17 protein-coding genes are annotated in these 19,125 nt (G+C 74.7%); 7 read left to right on the top strand and 10 right to left on the bottom strand.

The features are described from left to right. Nucleotides 1-19 precede the first annotated feature (19 nt). The gene (locus ABZ452_RS01735; protein WP_357937760.1) at nucleotides 20-1,285 is read right to left on the bottom strand and encodes a hypothetical protein; all 1,266 of its coding nucleotides are present in this window, start codon (nucleotides 1,283-1,285) and stop codon (nucleotides 20-22) included. A gap of 129 nt (nucleotides 1,286-1,414) precedes the next feature. On the opposite strand from ABZ452_RS01735, the gene ABZ452_RS01740 reads away from it, so the two are divergent. Genes ABZ452_RS01740 through hutH form a run of 6 tightly spaced genes read left to right on the top strand, consistent with a single transcriptional unit; the run spans nucleotide 1,415 to nucleotide 9,288 of the window. Next, nucleotides 1,415-2,263 carry a MurR/RpiR family transcriptional regulator gene (locus ABZ452_RS01740; RefSeq protein ID WP_357937762.1) on the top strand — a complete coding sequence of 283 codons (849 nt, stop codon included), beginning with the start codon at nucleotides 1,415-1,417 and terminating at the stop codon, nucleotides 2,261-2,263. Nucleotides 2,264-2,275: 12 nt separating this feature from the next. Then, nucleotides 2,276-3,940: a urocanate hydratase gene (gene hutU, locus ABZ452_RS01745; RefSeq protein ID WP_357937764.1), complete on the top strand. Its 1,665-nt coding sequence runs from the start codon at nucleotides 2,276-2,278 to the stop codon at nucleotides 3,938-3,940. Next, entirely contained in the window at nucleotides 3,937-5,136 is a 1,200-nt protein-coding gene (locus ABZ452_RS01750) for an allantoate amidohydrolase (protein WP_357937766.1), read from the top strand. Before hutU ends, ABZ452_RS01750 begins: the two co-directional genes overlap by 4 nt. Continuing rightward, nucleotides 5,133-6,485 (top strand): formimidoylglutamate deiminase, encoded by a 1,353-nt coding sequence (locus ABZ452_RS01755; RefSeq protein WP_357938175.1) that lies wholly within the window; start codon nucleotides 5,133-5,135, stop codon nucleotides 6,483-6,485. The genes ABZ452_RS01750 and ABZ452_RS01755 overlap by 4 nt, the downstream gene beginning before the upstream one ends. Continuing rightward, complete coding sequence (gene hutI, locus ABZ452_RS01760; protein ID WP_357937768.1) at nucleotides 6,482-7,762, top strand: imidazolonepropionase; 1,281 nt, start codon at nucleotides 6,482-6,484, stop codon at nucleotides 7,760-7,762. The genes ABZ452_RS01755 and hutI overlap by 4 nt, the downstream gene beginning before the upstream one ends. After that, on the top strand, nucleotides 7,750-9,288 hold the full coding sequence (gene hutH / locus ABZ452_RS01765; protein WP_357937770.1) for a histidine ammonia-lyase: 1,539 nt from the start codon (nucleotides 7,750-7,752) through the stop codon (nucleotides 9,286-9,288). The genes hutI and hutH overlap by 13 nt, the downstream gene beginning before the upstream one ends. An 89-nt stretch (nucleotides 9,289-9,377) precedes the next feature. On the opposite strand, the gene rdgB is transcribed toward hutH, so the two are convergent. The 9 genes from rdgB to ABZ452_RS01810 all read right to left on the bottom strand — a co-directional run bounded on the left by rdgB (nucleotide 9,378) and on the right by ABZ452_RS01810 (nucleotide 16,238). Beyond that, nucleotides 9,378-9,995: an RdgB/HAM1 family non-canonical purine NTP pyrophosphatase gene (gene rdgB, locus ABZ452_RS01770; protein WP_357937772.1), complete on the bottom strand. Its 618-nt coding sequence runs from the start codon at nucleotides 9,993-9,995 to the stop codon at nucleotides 9,378-9,380. Further along, nucleotides 9,995-10,720, bottom strand: coding sequence for a ribonuclease PH (gene rph / locus ABZ452_RS01775; protein ID WP_357937774.1), 726 nt, complete (start codon nucleotides 10,718-10,720; stop codon nucleotides 9,995-9,997). Before rph ends, rdgB begins: the two co-directional genes overlap by 1 nt. A 123-nt stretch (nucleotides 10,721-10,843) precedes the next feature. Continuing rightward, complete coding sequence (locus ABZ452_RS01780; RefSeq protein WP_357937776.1) at nucleotides 10,844-11,590, bottom strand: MBL fold metallo-hydrolase; 747 nt, start codon at nucleotides 11,588-11,590, stop codon at nucleotides 10,844-10,846. Between the two features lie 225 nt (nucleotides 11,591-11,815). Continuing rightward, nucleotides 11,816-12,781, bottom strand: a complete 966-nt coding sequence (locus ABZ452_RS01785; protein ID WP_357937778.1) for a pyridoxal-phosphate dependent enzyme — start codon at nucleotides 12,779-12,781, stop codon at nucleotides 11,816-11,818. Between the two features lie 11 nt (nucleotides 12,782-12,792). Continuing rightward, nucleotides 12,793-13,155 carry a MoaD family protein gene (locus ABZ452_RS01790; RefSeq protein ID WP_357937780.1) on the bottom strand — a complete coding sequence of 121 codons (363 nt, stop codon included), beginning with the start codon at nucleotides 13,153-13,155 and terminating at the stop codon, nucleotides 12,793-12,795. Between the two features lie 70 nt (nucleotides 13,156-13,225). Next, nucleotides 13,226-13,711, bottom strand: coding sequence for a M67 family metallopeptidase (locus ABZ452_RS01795; protein WP_357937782.1), 486 nt, complete (start codon nucleotides 13,709-13,711; stop codon nucleotides 13,226-13,228). A 55-nt stretch (nucleotides 13,712-13,766) separates the two neighbouring features. Continuing rightward, nucleotides 13,767-14,270 carry a DUF2017 domain-containing protein gene (locus tag ABZ452_RS01800; protein WP_357078644.1) on the bottom strand — a complete coding sequence of 168 codons (504 nt, stop codon included), beginning with the start codon at nucleotides 14,268-14,270 and terminating at the stop codon, nucleotides 13,767-13,769. Continuing rightward, a complete protein-coding gene (gene clpS, locus ABZ452_RS01805; RefSeq protein ID WP_091269570.1) occupies nucleotides 14,267-14,557 on the bottom strand; it encodes an ATP-dependent Clp protease adapter ClpS in 291 nt (96 codons plus the stop codon). The genes ABZ452_RS01800 and clpS overlap by 4 nt, the downstream gene beginning before the upstream one ends. 115 nt (nucleotides 14,558-14,672) lie before the next feature. Continuing rightward, the gene (locus tag ABZ452_RS01810) at nucleotides 14,673-16,238 is read right to left on the bottom strand and encodes a hypothetical protein (protein ID WP_357937784.1); all 1,566 of its coding nucleotides are present in this window, start codon (nucleotides 16,236-16,238) and stop codon (nucleotides 14,673-14,675) included. 199 nt (nucleotides 16,239-16,437) lie between these two features. Here ABZ452_RS01810 and ABZ452_RS01815 point away from each other — a divergent pair, with 199 nt between their 5' ends. Beyond that, nucleotides 16,438-19,116: a LuxR C-terminal-related transcriptional regulator gene (locus tag ABZ452_RS01815; protein ID WP_357937785.1), complete on the top strand. Its 2,679-nt coding sequence runs from the start codon at nucleotides 16,438-16,440 to the stop codon at nucleotides 19,114-19,116. The last annotated feature ends 9 nt before the right edge of the window (nucleotides 19,117-19,125 follow it).

Consider the following 19,125-nt stretch of genomic DNA (forward strand, 5'->3'; position numbering starts at 1 on the left):
AGCGAGGAAGGGTCGGCGGTCAGAAGATCAGGGTGTCGCGCAGGTGGTTGGCCACCCGGCGCAGCCGGCCCGCGCCGTCGATGGGGGAGGTCATCCGGAAGACGACCTGACGGTCGATCTGCCCGCTGTCCCCGCCGCGCCAGTACGCCACGAGCACCAGGCCGTACCGGCGCTCACCGTCGAGCTGGAGCTTGCTGGAGTCGGCGTAGGAGACGAACTGGCCGCCCCGCATCCACTGCAGGCCCCAGGCCTCCTCCTCCTGGCGCATCGCGGTCTGCTGCTGCGCGTCGCACGGCACGGCGCACTCCCGCACGATCAGCTCGCCGCCGATCTGCTGCTTGTCGTTCGAGACGCCGCAGTTGTACTTGACGAACCCCTGCGCGCGGCCGGCCGGCGTGCAGTCCCACTCACCCGGCACCTTCAGGGCGAAGCCCAGGCCGTCCAGGTCGGAGAGGGTACGTACCGAGTCGCCCGGGGTGAACTTGGGCCATTCCTTCGGCCAGTCGCCGGCGCTCGGCGGTTCGAGGCCGGGCGACTGGGGCGGGGTCTTCTGCTCCGGCTGCAGCGCCGGGCTGGTGGAGGCCTCGGTCTTCGGCTTGCCGGGGTCGTCCGGGCCGAACCAGGCGACGGCGCCGCCGGCACCGGCGATCACCACCAGGACCAGCGCGGCGATTCCGATCCAGAGCCCGGTGCGGCGGGGGCGGGGCTCGGACGGCGTGATCCGGCGGGCCGGCGCGGCGAACGGGTCGTGGGGCGGGACGCTGACCGGCTGCGGCGCGGGGGACACCTGCTGCGGCGCCGGGGACACCTGCTGGGGTGGGGACGACACCTGGTGCGGCACGGCGGCGTGCATCGCCCAGGGCAGCGGCGCTCCGGAGGTGGGGCTCGGGGTGCCGGAGGTCGGCACCCCGGAGACCGGCTGGGGCGGCCCGTCGACGGCGCCGGTCTCGGGGATCAGGACCTGGGTCTCGGACTCCGCCGGGTGCAGGTCCATGCCGAGGGTCTGGAACAGCCGCTGCGCCCCCATCCCCTCCTCCGAGGGGTACGCCACCCAGGGCTTGGCGGCGGCGAAGTCGGCGTTCACGTAGCGCTGCCCACCGGAGGTCAGCGCCATGGCGTTGGCCGCGTTGGCGAAGGCCTCCCGCCACGGCGGGTCGGCGGCCGCCGCGCCCTCGAGCACGGCCACCGTCACGAGCCGGTCCTGCCCGTCGATGGCCCACCACGCCGTGCCGACCTGGCAGACGCCGAGCGCCTCGGTGAACCTGTACGGGCCGACCGGCTGCATGTGACAACTCCTCTGCTCATCCGCCGTGCGGATAGTACAGAGGGGACGCCTCCTCCCTCGTCCTCCGGTCGCCGCACCACCACCGACCGAAGGTTGCGCCCTGAAAGTTTTCATGCATAGAGTCAGGCCGTGAATGAAAGCGGTGCGGCACCCACCGACCGCCTGCTCGACCTCTTCCACGGCGTCCGGCTCACCCCGACCCAGCGCCGCATCGCGCACTGCCTGGTCCAGCAGGCGGGCGCGGCGGCGTACCTGTCCGCGGCAGAGGTGGCCGAGCTGGCCGGGGTCAGTCAGCCGTCGGTGACCCGGTTCGCCATGGCGCTCGGGCACGACGGCTACCCCGCCCTGCGCCGCCGGCTGCGCGAGCTGACCGCCACGGGCGCCACCGACCCGGCCGACGCCGGCAACGCCCTCCAGCGGGCGGTCCACGCCGAGATGGGCAACCTCGACCGGCTCGCCGGGCAGCTCGCCGACGCGCGGCGCATCGCCGAGGTGGGCAAACTGCTCGCGGCCAGCCGCCCGCTGCCGGTGCTCGGTCTCCGCGCCGCCGCACCCCTCGCGGCGTACTTCGCGTACTTCGCCGCGAAGGTGCACCCGGACGTGCGGGTCGTCGACGACGGGGGCAGCCTCCTCGCCGACCGGCTCGAACAGGCCGCCGCGGCCGGGGCGCGCGCGCTGCTCGCGTTCGTGCTGCCCCGCTACCCCCGGGAGACCCTGGACGCGCTGCGCGAGGCCCGCGACGCCGGGCTGACCGTCGTGGCCATCACCGACTCCCCGGTGAGCCCGGCCACCGACCACGCCGACGTGGTGCTCCCCGCCGCCGTCGGCACCGACCTGGTCTTCGACCTGCACACCGCCCCCATGACCCTGGCCATGGTGGTGCTCCAGGCGATCTGCGACGCCACCCCCGCCGAAACCCAGGCCCGGCTCGAGGCGTTCGAGTCGTCCGCCACCCGTCGCCAGTTGTTCCTCGGCTGAGAGGAGTACGAGATGCACCAGCCCGTCCGCGCCGCCCGCGGCACCGCACGCACCGCGAAGGGGTGGCCGCAGGAGGCCGCGCTGCGGATGCTGATGAACAACCTCGACCCGGAGGTGGCCGAGCGCCCCGAGGACCTGGTGGTCTACGGGGGCACCGGCAAGGCGGCCCGGGACTGGCCGTCGTACCACGCGCTGGTCCGCACCCTGACCGACCTGCGCGACGACGAGACCATGCTGGTGCAGTCGGGCCGCCCGGTCGGCGTCATGCGCACCCACGAGTGGGCGCCCCGGGTGCTGCTGGCCAACTCGAACCTGGTCGGCGACTGGGCCACCTGGCCGGAGTTCCGCCGGCTCGAGGCGCTCGGCCTGACCATGTACGGGCAGATGACCGCCGGTTCCTGGATCTACATCGGCACCCAGGGCATCCTGCAGGGCACCTACGAGACGTTCTCGGCGGTCGCCGAGAAGCGGTTCGGTGGCAGTCTGGCCGGGACGCTGACGCTGACCGCCGGCTGCGGCGGGATGGGCGGGGCACAGCCCCTGGCGGTCACCATGAACGGCGGCGCCTGCCTGATCGTCGACGTGGACCGCGGCCGGCTGGAGCGCCGGGCGCACGACCGCTACCTGGACGAGATCGCCGACTCGCTGGACGACGCGGTCGAGCGGGCGCTCGCCGCCAAGCGGGACCGCCGGGCGCTCAGCGTCGGTGTGGTCGGCAACGCCGCCACCGTCTTCCCGGAGCTGCTGCGCCGGGGCGTCGCCATCGACATCGTCACCGACCAGACCAGCGCGCACGACCCGCTGTCGTACCTGCCGGAGGGGGTGGAGCTGGCCGACGCCCGGGACTACGCGGCGACGAAGCCGGCCGAGTTCACCGACCGGGCGCGGGCCTCGATGGCGAAGCACGTCGAGGCGATGGTCGGCTTCCTCGACGCCGGCGCCGAGGTCTTCGACTACGGCAACTCCATCCGCGGCGAGGCGAAGCTCGGCGGCTACGAGCGGGCCTTCGACTTCCCCGGCTTCGTGCCGGCGTACATCCGGCCGCTGTTCTGCGAGGGCAAGGGCCCGTTCCGCTGGGCGGCGCTCTCCGGCGACCCGAAGGACATCGCGGCCACCGACCGGGCCATCCTCGACCTGTTCCCCGAGAACGAGTCCCTCGCCCGGTGGATCCGGATGGCCGGCGAGCGGGTCGCCTTCCAGGGCCTGCCGGCCCGGATCTGCTGGCTCGGCTACGGCGAGCGGGACAAGGCCGGGGTGCGGTTCAACGAGATGGTCGCGTCCGGCGAGCTGAGCGCGCCCGTGGTGATCGGCCGGGACCACCTGGACTGCGGCAGCGTGGCCAGCCCCTACCGGGAGACCGAGGCGATGGCCGACGGCTCCGACGCGATCGCCGACTGGCCGCTGCTCAACGCGCTGGTCAACACGGCCAGCGGGGCGTCCTGGGTGTCGATCCACCACGGCGGCGGGGTGGGCATCGGCCGGTCCATCCACGCGGGGCAGGTCTGCGTGGCCGACGGGACCGCCCTCGCCGGGCAGAAGATCGAGCGGGTGCTCACCAACGACCCGGCCATGGGCGTCATCCGGCACGTCGACGCCGGCTACGACGACGCCCGCGAGGTCGCCACGCGCACCGGCGTCCGGGTGCCCATGGCGGAGGGCACGGAGGGCACGGCGTGAGCGATCTCGCCGTCCGGTTCCGCAAGCTGTGGGACGAGATCGCCCCCGTCGGGCGGGACGCCGGCAGTGGCGGTTACCTGCGCTACGCGCTCACCGAGCCGGAGCGCAGACTGCGGGCCTGGTTCCGGGAGCAGGCCGGGCAGCGCGGCATGCCGGTCACCGAGGACGGCAACGGCAACCTGTTCGCCTGGTGGGGCGACCCGGTCACCGGGGACGCGGTGCTCACCGGCAGCCACTTCGACTCGGTGCCGCACGGCGGGGCCTACGACGGGCCGCTCGGCATCGTGAGCGCGTTCCTGGCCGTGGACGAGCTGCGCGCCGCCGGGGTCACCCCGGTCCGGCCGGTGGCGGTGGCCGCGTTCGTCGAGGAGGAGGGCGGCCGGTTCGGCGTACCCTGCCTGGGGTCGCGGCTGCTCACCGGGGAGATCGCGGTGGAGCGCGCGGCCGGGCTGCGCGACGCGGCGGGGGTGAGCTTCGCCGAGGCGCTGGGCGACCGGCCGGCGGGCGCCGACCCCGGCCTGCTCGGCGGCTTCGCCGCCTTCGTGGAGCTGCACGTCGAGCAGGGCCGCGCGCTGGTCGACCTCGACGCGCCGGTCGCCGTGGCCAGCGCCATCTGGCCGCACGGCCGCTGGCGCTTCGACTTCCACGGCGAGGGCAACCACGCGGGTACGACCCGGATGGCCGACCGCCGCGACCCGATGCTCACCTACGCGTTCACGGTGCTCGCGGCGAACAAGGAGGCCCGGCTGCGCGACGCGCACGCCACCGTGGGCCGGGTGGCCGTCGAGCCGAACGCCACCAACGCCATTCCGTCGAGGGTGACCGGCTGGCTGGACGCCCGGGCGGCCGAACCGGAGACGCTGGACGGCCTCGTCGAGGCGGTCCGGGCCAAGGCCGCCGAGCGGGCGAAGCGGGACGGCACCGAGCTGACCTGCACCGAGGAGTCGGCCACCCCGCTGGTGGCCTTCGACGGCGGGCTGGCCGGCCGGCTGGCCGCCCTGCTCGACGCGCCGGTGCTGCCCACCGGCGCCGGGCACGACGCCGGGGTCCTCGCCGCGCACCTGCCGACCGCGATGCTCTTCGTCCGCAACCCGACCGGGGTGTCGCACTCCCCCGCCGAGTCCGCCACCGACGCCGACTGCGCGGCCGGGGTGACCGCCCTGGCGCGGGTGCTGGAGGAGCTGGCATGCCGCTGACCCGCTGGCTGGCCGAGTACGCCTGGCTGCCCGACCACGCCGAGCCCACCCCCGACGTGCTCATCGAGGCCGAGGCCGGGCGGATCACCGCGGTCACCCCGCTGGTCGGCGGCGGCGCGCCGCCCGCCGGGGTCGAGGTGCTCGGCGACGCGGCACGCCTGCCCGGGCTCACCCTGCCCGGCCTGGCCAACGCCCACTCGCACGCCTTCCACCGGGCGCTGCGCGGGCGCACCCACGGCGGGCGCGGCGACTTCTGGAGCTGGCGGGACGTCATGTACGACGTGGCGGCCCGGCTCGACCCGGACTCCTACCTGGCCCTGGCCCGGGCCGCGTACGCCGAGATGGCCCTCGCGGGGATCACCTGCGTGGGCGAGTTCCATTACCTGCACCACAGCCCGGAGGGCAAGCCGTACGCCGACCCGAACGCCATGTCGGCCGCGCTGGTCGAGGCGGCCGCGCACGCCGGGATCCGGCTCACCCTGCTGGACACCGCGTACCTGACCGCGAGCGTGGACGGCGCGGAACTGGTCGGGACGCAGCGCCGGTTCGGCGACGGCGACGTGCTGCGCTGGGCCGAGCGGGTCGACGCGTTCCGCCCCGAGAACGACCACGCCCGGGTGGGCGCGGCCATCCACTCGGTTCGCGCGGTGCCCGCCGAGCAGCTGGCCACCGTGGCCGGCTGGGCCGATCGCAACGGCGTACCGCTGCACGTGCACCTCTCCGAGCAGCCGGCCGAGAACGACGCCTGCCGGGCCCTGCACGGCTGCACCCCGACCCGCCTGCTGGCCGACCACGGGGTGCTCGGCCCGCACACCACGGCGGTGCACGCCACCCACCCGACCAGCGCCGACGTCGCGTTGCTCGGGGAGAGCCGGACCGGGGTGTGCCTCTGCCCCACCACGGAGCGGGACTTGGCCGACGGGATCGGGCCGGCCCGGCGGATGGCCGAGGCGGGCAGCCCGCTCAGCCTGGGCAGCGACAGCCACGCCGTGGTGGACCTCTTCGAGGAGGCCCGCGCCGTGGAGCTGGACGAGCGCCTGCGCACCCGGAAGCGGGGGCACTTCAGCGCCGCCGAGCTGGTCACCGCGGCCACCGTCGCCGGGCACGCCGCGCTCGGCTGGGGCGACGCGGGCCGGCTGTCGGTCGGCGACCGGGCCGACCTGGTGACGGTACGGCTGGACAGCGCCCGGACCGCCGGGGTGCCGCCGGTCGGCGCGTTCTTCGCGGCCACCGCCGCCGACGTGACGCACGTGGTGGTCGACGGGCGCACGGTCGTGGCCGACGGCCGGCACCAGAGCGTGGACATCCCCACCGAGCTGCGGCACGCCATCCGGGAGGTGACGTCATGAGCCAGGGCGAGTGGCAGCACCGCCCGGTGCGACCGGGCGACCCGGTGCGGCCGGCACCGCGCCACACCGGCAGCCTGCTGGTCGACAACATCGGGGAACTGGTCACCAACGACACCGGCGGCGAGGGCGGGCCGCTGGGCATCCGGCGGGACACCGCCGTGCTGGTCGAGGACGGCCAGGTGGCCTGGATCGGGCCGGCCCGGTACGCGCCGGCCGCCGACCGGCGGATCGACGCCGAGGGCGCGGCCGTGCTGCCCGGTTTCGTGGACAGCCACGCCCACCTGGTCTTCGCGGGCGACCGGGCCGCCGAGTTCGCCGCCCGGATGGCCGGCGAGCCGTACACCGGGGGCGGCATCCGGACCACCGTCGGCGCCACCCGGGCCGCCTCGGACGACCAGCTGCGGGACACCGTCCGGCGGCTGCGCGACGAGGCCATGCGGCAGGGCACCACCACCGTCGAGATCAAGAGCGGGTACGGGCTGACCGTCGCCGACGAGGCCCGCTCGCTGCGGATCGCCGCCGAGTTCACCGAGGACACCACCTTCCTCGGCGCGCACGTGGTCCCCGCCGAGTACGCCGACCGCCCCGACGACTACGTGGGCATGGTGTGCGGGCCGATGCTGGCCGCCGCCGCGCCCCACGCGCGCTGGATCGACGTGTTCTGCGAGCGGGGCGCCTTCGACGTGGACCACGCCCGGGCGATCCTCGCCTGCGGGCAGGCCGTCGGGCTCGGCGTGCGGGTGCACGCCAACCAGCTCGGCCCCGGGCCGGGCGTGCAGCTCGGCGTGGAACTGGGCGCGGCCAGCGTCGACCACTGCACCCACCTGACCGACGCCGACATCGACGCGCTCGCGTCGCACCGGGTCGACTGCATGTGCCCGGACGGCCGGCACACCACCACCGTGGCCACCCTGCTGCCCGGCGCCGAGTTCTCCACCCGCTCGCCGTACCCGGACGCGCGCCGGCTGCTCGACGCGGGCGTCACCGTGGCGCTCGCCACCGACTGCAACCCCGGGTCGTCGTACACGTCGTCCATGCCGTTCTGCATCGCCCTCGCCGTACGCGAGATGCGGATGACCCCGGCGGAGGCCGTGTGGGCCGCGACGGCCGGCGGCGCGGCGGCGCTGCGCCGCGACGACGTGGGGCGGCTCGCGCGGGGCGCGCGGGCCGACCTGATGATCCTCGACGCCCCGTCCCACCTGCACCTGGCCTACCGGCCGGGTGTTCCGCTGATCCGCCAGGTTCTGCACAACGGAGTGCCGCAATGTCGACCGTAGTCATCCAGCCCACCGGGATCTCCCCCGCCGACGTGCTCGCCGTGGCCCGCGGCACCGCCAAGGTCGTCCTCGACCCCGCCACGGTGGAGGCGATGGCGACCAGCCGGTCCATCGTGGACGGCATCGAGGCCGCCGGCCGGCCCGTGTACGGCGTCTCCACCGGATTCGGGGCGCTCGCCAACACGTTCGTCGCGCCGGAGCGGCGGGCCGAGCTCCAGCACGCGCTGATCCGCTCCCACGCCGCCGGGGTGGGCGCGCCGATGCCCCGCGAGGTGGTGCGGGCCATGATGCTGCTGCGGGTACGCTCGCTCGCCCTCGGCCGCTCCGGGGTCCGCCCGCTGGTCGCCGAGGCCCTCGTGGACCTGCTCAACCACGAGGTCACCCCGTGGGTGCCCGAGCACGGCTCGCTCGGCGCCTCCGGCGACCTGGCGCCGCTGGCGCACTGCGCGCTGGTGCTGCTCGGTGAGGGCTGGGTGCTCGGCCCGGCCGGCGACCGGATCCCGGCCGGCGACGCGCTGCGCCGGGTCGGGCTGGAGCCGGTGGAGCTGGCCGCCAAGGAGGGGCTGGCGCTGATCAACGGCACCGACGGCATGCTCGGCATGCTGCTGCTTGCCGTCCACGACGCCCGGCACCTGTTCGCCATGGCCGACGTGACCGCGGCGCTGGCCATCGAAGCCATGCTCGGCTCGGAACGGCCATTCCTGCCCGAGCTGCACGCCATCCGGCCGCACCCGGGCCAGGCCGCCTCGGCCGCGAACATCCACAAGCTGCTGCAGAACTCGGCCGTCATGGACTCGCACCGCGACGACCTGGCGCACGCCGTGCAGGACGCCTACTCGATGCGCTGCGCGCCGCAGGTGGCCGGTGCCGCCCGGGACACCCTCGACTTCGTCGAGGTGGTGGCCGGGCGGGAGCTGCTGTCGGTCGTGGACAACCCGGTGGTGCTGCCCGACGGGCGGGTCGAGTCGACGGGCAACTTCCACGGCGCGCCGCTCGGCTTCGCCGCCGACTACCTGGCCATCGCCGCGTCCGAGGTGGGCGCGATCGCGGAGCGCCGGGTGGACCGGCTGCTCGACGTCACCCGCTCCCGGGAGCTGCCGGCGTTCCTCTCCCCCGACGCCGGGGTCAACTCCGGCCTGATGATCGCCCAGTACACGGCCGCCGGGATCGTCGCGGAGAACCGCCGGCTCGCCGCACCCGCCTCGGTCGACTCGCTGCCGACCAGCGGCATGCAGGAGGACCACGTCTCGATGGGCTGGGCGGCGACCAAGAAGCTGCGCACCGTCCTGGACAACCTGACGAGCCTGCTCGCCGTCGAGCTGCTGGCGGCCGTGCGCGGGCTCCAGCTCCGCGCCCCGCTGACCCCGTCGCCGGCCGGCCGGGCCGCCCTGGCCGCGCTCGGCGAGGCGGTTGGCGAGCCGGGGCCGGACGTGTTCCTCGCCCCGCTCATGGAGGCGGCGCGTGAGGTCGTGGGCGGGCCCGGGCTGCGCGCCGCCATCGAGCGCGAGGTCGGCCCGCTGGGCTGAGTTCCGCGCCTCGATCGCTGACGGCTCAGCCACCGGCCCGGCGGCGTGTCCGGTCCTCCGCCCGTCAGCGATCGGGGCGCGGGTTCACGTCAGGTGGCCGGCGGGAGCACCTTGGCGACCAGCTTGGCCAGCTCGCGCAGCGCCTTGCCCCGGTGGCTGACCGCGTCCTTCTCCTCGGGGGTCAGCTCCGCGTTGGTCCGCTCCTGCCCGTCGCCCAGGAAGATCGGGTCGTAGCCGAAGCCGCCGTCGCCGCGCGGGGCGCGCAGCAGGCGGCCCGGCTGCCGGCCGTCGACCAGGTGCTCCTTGCCGCTGGGCAGCACCAGCGCCACCGTGCAGACGAAGGCGGCACCCCGGTGCTCGTCCGGCAGGTCGGCGATCTGGTCCAGCACGAGCTGGAAGTTGGCCCGGTCGTCGCCGTGCCCGCCGGCCCAGCGGGCGCTGAACACGCCCGGCATGCCGTTCAGCGCGTCCACCGCCAGGCCCGAGTCGTCGGCGATGGTCGGCAGGCCCGTCCGCCGGCAGCCCTCCCGGGCCTTGATGAGCGCGTTCTCGCCGAAGGTGAGGCCGGACTCGGGCAGCTCCGGGTATTCCTCGACGTCGTCCAGGCCGAGCAGGGCGATCCGGTGGGCGCCGAGGGCGCCGTCGAGGATCCGCTGGAGCTCGACGAGCTTCTTCCGGTTGCGGGTGGCCAGGAGCACGGTGTTCATCAGTTCAGCGCCTTCCGCTGCGCGTCGGCCAGGTCCAGGCAGCCTGCCACGCCCAGGTCGAGCAGGGCATCCAGCTGCTCCCGGGCGAAGATGCCGGCCTCGCCCGTCCCCTGCACCTCGACGAAGTCACCCGTCCCGGTGCAGACCACGTTCATGTCGACCTCGGCGGCCACGTCCTCCTCGTAGCAGAGGTCGAGTCGGGGCTCGCCGGCGATGATGCCGACGCTGACCGCCGCCACCGACCGGTGCATCACCTTGTCCACCTTGCCGGCCAGGGCCTTGCGCTCGGCGAGCCAGGTCACCGCGTCGTGCAGCGCCACGTACGCGCCGGTGATGGCGGCCGTCCGGGTGCCGCCGTCGGCCTGGAGCACGTCGCAGTCGAGCACCACCGAGTTCTCGCCGAGCGCCTTGAGGTCGACGCACGCCCGCAGGCTGCGGCCGATGAGCCGGGAGATCTCGTGGGTCCGGCCACCGACCCTCCCCTTGACGCTCTCCCGGTCGGAACGGGTGTTCGTGGCCCGGGGCAGCATCGCGTACTCGGCGGTCACCCAGCCGAGCCCGGAACCCTTGCGCCAGCGGGGCACGCCCTCCGTCACGCTGGCCGTGCACAGCACCCGGGTCGCCCCGAACTCGACGAGCACCGAGCCCTCCGGGTGGGTGCTCCAGCCCCGGGTCAGGGTCACCGGTCGGAGTTGGTCGGGCCGCCGCCCGTCAGGTCGCGCCATGCCTGCACCCTATGCGGTGGCGTGATCGACGCGGCCCGCGGTCTCCCAACGGTCGCTCGCGATGGTCACGGTCGCCAGGCTGCCAGCCCGACCACCGGCACCGCGGCGCGCCGAGCGGCGTGGTCAGACCTCGTAGGAGGCGCCGGCGCGGACCACCTCGAGCGGCCCCGTGTACGCCCCGGCCGCCGACTCCACCGTGTGCGACTCGCTGCCCCAGGCGGGGACGAGGTGGGTGAGCAGCAGCCGGCCCACACCCGCCTTGGTGGCCGCCTCGCCGGCCTCCCGGCCGGTCAGGTGCAGGTCCGGTGGGTTGTCCACGCCGTCCATGTAGCTGGCCTCGCAGAGGAACACGTCGGCGCCCTGGGCGAGGCGCAGCAGCGCGTCGCAGGGGGCGGTGTCCGCCGAGTAGCAGAACACCCGGCCGCCGTGCTCCAGCCGCACCCCGTACGTCTCGACCGGGTGGTTCATCCGGTCGACGGTGACGGTGAACGGGCCGATCGGGAAGGTGCCCGGCTGCAGGCCGTAGAACTGGTAGACGTCCTCCACCGTGCCTTCTTCCTGCCCGTACGCGCTCGCCAGCCGGTCGGGAGCGCCGGAGGGGGCGTACATCGGCAGGGGCGGGTACGGGCCGTCCGGCGCGTACCGGCGCACCACCACGTAGGACACCGCGTCGAACATGTGGTCGCAGTGCAGGTGGGTGAGGAGGATGGCGTCGGGGGCGTGCAGCCCGGCGTAGCGCTGGAGCGTGGAGAGCGAACCCACCCCGAAGTCGATCAGAAGCCGGAACCCGTCGGCCTCCATGAGGTAGGCGGAGCAGGGAGACTCGGGCCCGGGGAAGCTGCCCGCGCACCCCAGGACGGTCAGTCGCATCCGGTCGCCTCGATCTCACGCTCGGTAGTCGACACGCCGGCGGTCGCTCCGCCGATGATCTCTACCGACGCGTTCGCCACGCTGCGCAGCCTACGCGTCGGCCCGGTCGGGCAAGAATCATCTGCCGGAAGTTGTCATCAACGTGACACCCGCACGCGTCCGGTCCCGGGTGGTGACGGTCGGTACGGTCAGCGGCGTGCGCGGACCGGACCGACCGTCCAGCCGTCAGGCCCAGAGCTGCCCCTCCAGGGCGTCCTCGGCGTCCGCCAGGGTGCCGCCGTACGCGCCGGTCGACAGGTACTTCCAGCCGCCGTCGGCGACCACGAAGGCCACGTCGGCACGGCGGCCGTCGCGGACCGCCTCGTGCGCCACCGCGAGGGCGGCGTGCAGGATCGCCCCGGTGGAGAAGCCGGCGAAGATCCCCTCCACCTCGACGAGCTGCCGGGTCCGCAGCACCGCGTCCCGGGTGCCCACCGAGAAGCGCCGGGAGAGCACCGTGGCGTCGTACAGCTCGGGCACGTAGCCCTCGTCAATGTTGCGCAGCCCGTAGACCAGCTCGCCGTAGCGGGGCTCGGCGGCGACGACCTGGATGCCGTCGACCTTCTCCCGCAGGTAGCGCCCGGTGCCCATCAGGGTGCCGGTGGTGCCCAGGCCGGCCACGAAGTGGGTGATGGTCGGCAGGTCGTGCAGCAGCTCCGGCCCGGTGGTCTCGTAGTGCGCCCGGGCGTTCGCCTCGTTGCCGTACTGGAAGAGCATCACCCAGTCCGGATGGTCGGCGGCGATCTGCTTGGCGGTGGCGACGGCCTGGTTCGAGCCGCCCGCCGCCGGCGAGAAGATGATCTCGGCGCCGTACATCCGGAGCAGCTGCACCCGTTCGGTGGAGACGTTCTCCGGCATCACGCAGACCAGCCGGTAGCCGCGCAGCTTGGCCACCATGGCCAGCGAGATGCCGGTGTTGCCGCTGGTCGGCTCCAGGATCGTGTCACCCGGGCGGAGCCGGCCCGCCTCCTCGGCCGCGCGGACCATGAACAGGGCCGCGCGGTCCTTGATGCTGCCGGTCGGATTCCGGTCCTCCAGCTTCGCCCACAGCCGCACCGGCGGCGCCCCGTCGGGGACCGTCGGGGAGAGCCGCGGCAGCCCGACCAGGGGCGTGCCGCCGCTGGCGTCGAGCAGGCTGTCGTACCGTGCCATGCCGCCCGCCCTCAGCGGCGCGCTACGCGCGCCGCACCAGCGATCGCCGCGGCGGCGGCACTGTGCTGCGCGATCGCCGCTGCCGCGGCGAACCCGAACGCGCCACCGGCCACGGCCGGCAGGATGGTGACGCTGTCGCCGTCGTTCAGCTTGGCGTCGAGCGCGCCGAGGAAGCGGACGTCCTCGTCGTTGACGTAGACGTTGACGAACCGGTGCAGCGCGCCGGCGTCGGTGACCAGCCGGGCCCGCAGGCCGGCGTGCCGGGAGTCCAGGTCGGCGAGCAGGTCGCCCAGGGTGTCGCCGCCGCCCTCGACGACCTTCGCGCCGCCGGTGTAGCTGCGCAGGATGGTGGGGATGCGAACCTCGATGGCCATGATGTCTCGTGCTCCTTGTTCGGGTCGTGCCAGGTGACGGGAAGAGAAAAGGTGTGCCGGCGCTGGAAGATCAGCGGTCGGAACACTCGTAGTCGACCGTCGCCGGGCTCTGCCCGAACATGTAGGACTGGACGGCGTGCGGGTCCACGGCAGCCACGATCTCGACCGGCTCCTCGGTGACCACGCCGTCGACGATCCGGAAGGAGCGGATCTCCTCGGTGTCGGGCTCGCGGGTCGAGACGAGCAGGTAGTGCGCGCCCGGCTCCCCGGCGAAGGAGACGTCCGTGCGGGACGGGTAGGCCTCCGTCGCGGTGTGCGAGTGGTAGATGACGACCGGCTCCTCGTCGCGGTCGTCCATCTCCCGCCACACCCGCAACTGCTCCATCGAGTCGAACTCGTAGAAGGTCATGGAGCGGGCGGCGTTGTCCATGGGGATGTGCCGGGTCGGGATGTCGCTGCCGGCGGGACCGGCGACCACGCCGCACGCCTCGTCCGGGTGGTCCCGACGCGCGTGGGCCACGATCGCGTCGATGATCGACCGGTCGATGCTCAGCACGCCGCCAAGCCTAGCCCCTGGCCGTCCCGGGTTGCGAGGTGGCGGCCGTCACCACTCAGTCGATGAGGGCGTTGAGCAGGGATTCCTGGAGATAACCCAGGTACGCGTAGACCGACAGTTGGAACACCCGCGACGAGGTGGGGTCCTCGGCGACCGCGTCGTCCAGCTCCTCACCCAGGTCGGTGCCGTCCTTGATCTCCAGCCGCACGCCCATGGCCAGCCGGGCATCGTTGAGCGCGCGCAGCCACGCCTCCGCCGCCTCCGCGTCGAGCCGTACCTCGCCGCCGGCCTCGCCGTCGGGCAGCGCGGCCAGAATCGCGCCGGCCTGATCGATCTTGGCGGTCTTGAGGTCGCCCTCGGTGTAGCGGCGGAACTCGGCGCTGCCCGCCACGTCGTCCGGGTAGACCTCGGGGAAGAGCCGGCCGACCACCGGGTCGCCGTGGTCGAAGCCGTCGGTGAGCAGCCCGACCACCTCGGAGGCGACCTTGCGCAGCACCCGGACCTCGTCCACCGCGAAGGTGGCCACGTAGCGGTCGCCCTGCCGGCGGAACATGCTCATGACCGGTCCACCGTCGCCCAGAGGCCGTACGCGTGCAGTTGCGACGCGTCGTGCTCCATCCGCTCCCGCGCGCCGCTGGAGACGACCGCCTTGCCCTTGTGGTGCACGTCCAGCATGAGCTGCTCGGCCTTCTCCCGGCTGTATCCGAAGAGCTTCTGGAACACCCAGGTCACGTACGTCATGAGGTTGACCGGATCGTCCCAGACGATGGTCACCCATGGCCGGTCGGAGACCGGCACCTCTTCGGTGTCCGGCGTCTCGACCGGCGCAACCTGTGGAGCCGCCATGCCCCCCATCGTGCCACCGGATCCGGGGAACCGATGAACCGGAACGGCGCGGCGGTCGGGATCACCCGCCCGGGCCGCGTGCGACGACCGCGGCTGCCGTGCGGCGGCCCCGGCCTCAGGCGAGCAGGATGCCGTGGTCGACAGCATCGGTGAGGACCGCGCCGAGCGAGAGGCGGATCACCTCGAAGCGACGGGAAACCTGGCGGGACAGCTCCAGCTCGACCTCGCGCAGCGCCCGCTGCGCCCAGGACCGGGCCGCGTTCGGGTCGGCGTTGCCGGGCGCCCGCCAGTGCTGCCAGCACCCGCCGTTGAGGGCCACCCCGACGGGCGGGAGCGCCTCGTCGCGCGCGCCGCCGGGATAGCCGGCCAGCGCGTCGAGAGCCCCGGCGCCGGCCAGCCCGGCCACCCCGGCGGTGCTCGTGACGAGGAGCACGCGGTCCAGGTCGCGGCCGTCCGGGTGGTCGGCCAGGCCCCAGCGGACGGCGTGCACGATCCGCCGGCGTACGCCCTCGGCGAGCGGCGCGCCGAAGACCCGGGCGGCCGCGTCGTCGACGATGCCGCGGACCGCCTCGTCGCACCGTGCGGTGGCGAGCAGCGACAGCGCCTCCATCTCGCGGTCGAGCAGCTGCGGCAGGCCCGCACAGCCGACCCCGAAGACGATCTCCTGCACGACGCGGAGGTGGATGTTGGCCAGCTCCAGGGCGAGGTGCTGGCGGATCCGCTGGGCGCAGGAGCGGGCCTGGCGGTCGATCCGCTGGGTCAGGTCGGCCGGCTCGGAGCCGGCCACCACGGGCACCCGGCCGTGCGCGCCGGGCGGCTCCGGCGGGCGGGAACTCGCCCGGCGCAGCCCCTCGTCGGCGGCCCAGCCGACCAGCGCGCGGCGCAGCACCGAGTGCTCGCCCTGCCGGACCGGGAACCAGCGGGCCTGGGCGAGCGCGGGCACCGCGGCCAGCAGCGCGGCCCGGTGCGCCGCGACGGAGACCTCCACGGCGTCGTACCGGCGGGCGGCGGGGCCGGGCGGGCCGGACGGGCCGGCCGACGACCCGGACGCCCCCGTGTCCTCCGTCGTCGCGCCGTCCGCCGGCGCCGCCCAGCCGGCTACGCCGGGGGTGACGGCGAAGAACACCTCGACCCGGGTGCGCGCCACCTCGGCCAGCAGGTGCAGCTCGGCCGCGCTGAACGCCTGGTCGGCGGAGATCACGAAGAGCAGGCCCCCGGCCCGGCCCGCCGCGTCGAGCAGCACCCGGCCGCCGGCCACCCCGAGGGTGCCGGTGTCCGGCGTGTCGAGCACGGCGAAGTGGCGCAGCAGCGGGTCCGGCAGGCTCAGCTCCACCCGGCGCGGCGGGCGCGCGAGGGCCGGGCCGGCGGCGAGCGGGTCGGCGCGGTAGGAGTGCGGCTGGCGGTAGCCGGGCACGTACGCGGCGCGGGTGGGCACCTTGGCGTGGTGGACCAGGAGGTGGCTGCCGGCGGGCACGGCGAGCATCCCGGGATCCAGGTCGAGGACGCCGGCGAGCAGCTCGCGGCGGCCGGCGCCGGCCGGACCGGTGACCACGACGCCCAGCGGCTCGTCGGGCCCGGGCTCGGTCACCCCGAGCCGGGTCGGCAGCGGGGCACAGCGGGGCGGCCCGGGGTGGCCGCCGGGTTCGGGCACGTCGACCGAGGGGAGTGGACCTGGCTTCATCAGGCGGCCTCCCGTTAGGGCGACCGGGTTGCGGTCCGGTCGCGTGGAAACTCCCTGGTCACAGGGGGATGTCGGAAGACTACGGCTGTCGCGGATCCGACAGCGAACACATCCGGTACTCACGAGTAATCGACAGATTACTCAACTTCGCTGCGTGACGGTGTACACGCGGACGGAACACCATCGATATGCTGCACCGATGAGTCGGTGGGACTTCGTCGGCCGAACGGATGAGCTCAACCGTCTGTTGTCGGCGGTCGGCGGTCCGGAGGGACGCGGGCTGCTCTTCAGCGGCAACGCCGGGGTGGGCAAGAGCCGGCTGCTGCGGGAGGGGGTGGCCGCACTCTCACCCGACCGCTACGCGATCTGGTCCGTGGCGGCCAGCGCCACGACCGCCGCGCTGCCGTTCGGCGGGCTGGTCCAGGTGCTGCCGGCCACGCAGCCGCAGGGCCTCTCCCCCGCCGGCATCCTGCGCTGGGCGGTCGACGTGCTCCAGGAGCAGGCCGCCGGCCGGCCGATCGTGCTGGCGATCGACGACGCGCACCTGCTCGATCCGCCGTCGGCGGCCCTCGTGCACCTCGTCGCCCGCTCCGAGAACGCCACGGTGCTCGGCACCCTGCGCAACGGCGAGCAGATCCCGCTGCCGATCCGCGCCCTGTGGACCGACGACCTGGTCGACCTGGTGGAGCTTGCGCCCCTCGGCCCGGACGAGACCACCGGGCTGCTCGCCGCGATCCTCGGCGGGCCGGTCGACGCCGGTTCCTCGGAGCGGCTGCACCGGCTCTCCGCCGGCAACCCGCTGCTGCTGCGCGAGCTGGTGCTGGCCGCCTCCGGCGGCGACGAGCTGAGCAAGACGTACGGGATCTGGAAGTGGACCGGCCGGCTGGAGCTGGCGCCCAGCCTCACCGACCTGATCGACACCCGCATCGGCCAGCTCACCCCCGGCGTGCGCGCGGTCGTCGAGCTGGTCGCGTTCGGCGAGCCGCTCGGCCTGCAACTGCTGGAGCAGGCGGTCGACCCGGCCGACGTGGAGGTCGCCGAGGAGCGCGGCCTCATCTCCATGGTGCGCGACGACCGGCGGCTCAACGTGCGCCTCGCCCACCCGCTCTACGGCGAGGTGATGCGCCGGCACTGCCCGGTCAGCCGCACCCGGCGCCTCCAGGCCACCCTTGCCGGGCTGCTCGAACGTGTCGGCAAGCGGCGCCGCGACGACCTGCTGCGGGTCGCCGTGTGGCGGCTCGACTCGGGCACGGCGCAGGACCCGGCCCTGCTGCTCGACGCGGCCGCCCAGGCCTTCGGCCGGTACGACGTGCCGCTGGCCACCCGGCTGGCCCGGGCGGCGCTCGACGGCGAGGGCGGTTCGGACGCGGCGGAGCTGCTCGCCACGATCCTCATGTTCGCCGACCGGCCGGACGAGGCCATCGAGGTCCTCGACCAGGTGGCCGGGGCGATCCAGGACGACCGGCGGCGCGGCCGGTGGCTGACCGCCCGGGGCATGGTCAGCTACTGGGGGCTGAGCCGGGAATCCACGGTGGAGGAGATCGCCGCGCGCGGCGCCGAGCTGACCGACCCCGCCGACCAGGCCCGCGTCCGCGCCTTCGAGGCGATCATGCGGCTGCACCGGCTGGACACCGACACGGCGGTCCGGCTGGCCCAGGCGGTGCTGGACCGGCCGGCGGCCCCGATGGCGGCGCGCGAGCTGGCCCGGTGCACCCTCGCGCACCTCCAGGCCGCGCAGGGGCAGTACCGGCGCAGCGCCACCGCGATCGCCCGGGTGCAGGCCGAGGCGGCGTGCTGGCGGGGCGACATGCCCTACCTCCAACTCGCCATGGAGCTGGCCCGGGGCACCCGGCTCGCGCTCTCCGGCGACCTGGCCGGCATCGACGCGATCGTCGCCGACGAGTTCGCCGACCTGGCCGGCGCCGGGGACTTCCGGCTCGGCACCGGCTATCTGGCCATCCTCCAGGCGTACGCGGCGCGGCTGCGCGGGCGCGGCGACGAGGCGCTGAAGACGAGCCTCGGCGCCTGCGCCGTGCTCGCCACGAGCCGGGTCTACGCCGGCCTGGCGCACGCCGAGCGCGCCCAGGCGGCCGCGCTGCGCGGCGACGCCACGCACGCGGCGGAGGCGATGGCCGAGGCGGACCGGACCCACGCGCCCGGGATGGCGGTGCTCTACCCGTGGCTGGAGCAGGCCCGGGGCGCGGTGCACGCGGCGGTCGGCGACCTGCCGGCGGCCACCAAGCACCTCACGGCGCTCGCCGACCGGCTGCGGGAGGACGGCCTGGCCGGGCACGAGCTGCTGGTCCTGCTCGACCTGGTCCGCTTCGACCAGGCCACCGCGTCGATCGGGCCGACCTGCACCGACGGCGGGCGGCGAACCGTGGCGCAGCGCCTGACCGAGCTCTCCGAGCAGGTCGACGGGCTGCTGCCGCCGCTGGTCGCCCGGTACGCCCGCGCCGCCGTCGACGGCTGCCCCGACGACCTGCTGGCGGTGGCCGACGGCTTCGCCGCCCGGGAGCTGACCGTCTACGCGGCCGAGGCGACCGCCATGGCGCTGCACCGGATGCGCGGCGGCCGGCCCGGTGCGACCGGCCCGGCCCGCGAGCGCCTCGCCGAGCTGCTCCGCCGCTGCGACGACGTGTCCACGCCGGCGCTGCGGCTGCTCCGTCCGACGCTCAGCGAGCGGGAGTGGGAGATCGCCCGGCTCGCCGCCGACGGCGTGACCAGCCGCGTGATCGCCGAGCGTCTCTTCCTCTCCACCCGCACGGTGGAGAACCACCTCCAGCGGGTCTACAGCAAGCTCGGCGTGGCCGGCCGCGCCGAGCTGCGGGCCGCGTTGCGGTCGATGCCGGGCCACGACGGCGCGGATCCGGCCTGAACTCTAGGC

This window comes from Micromonospora sp. NPDC005707 (assembly GCF_040631005.1).
In the GTDB taxonomy this organism is placed as follows: domain Bacteria; phylum Actinomycetota; class Actinomycetes; order Mycobacteriales; family Micromonosporaceae; genus Micromonospora.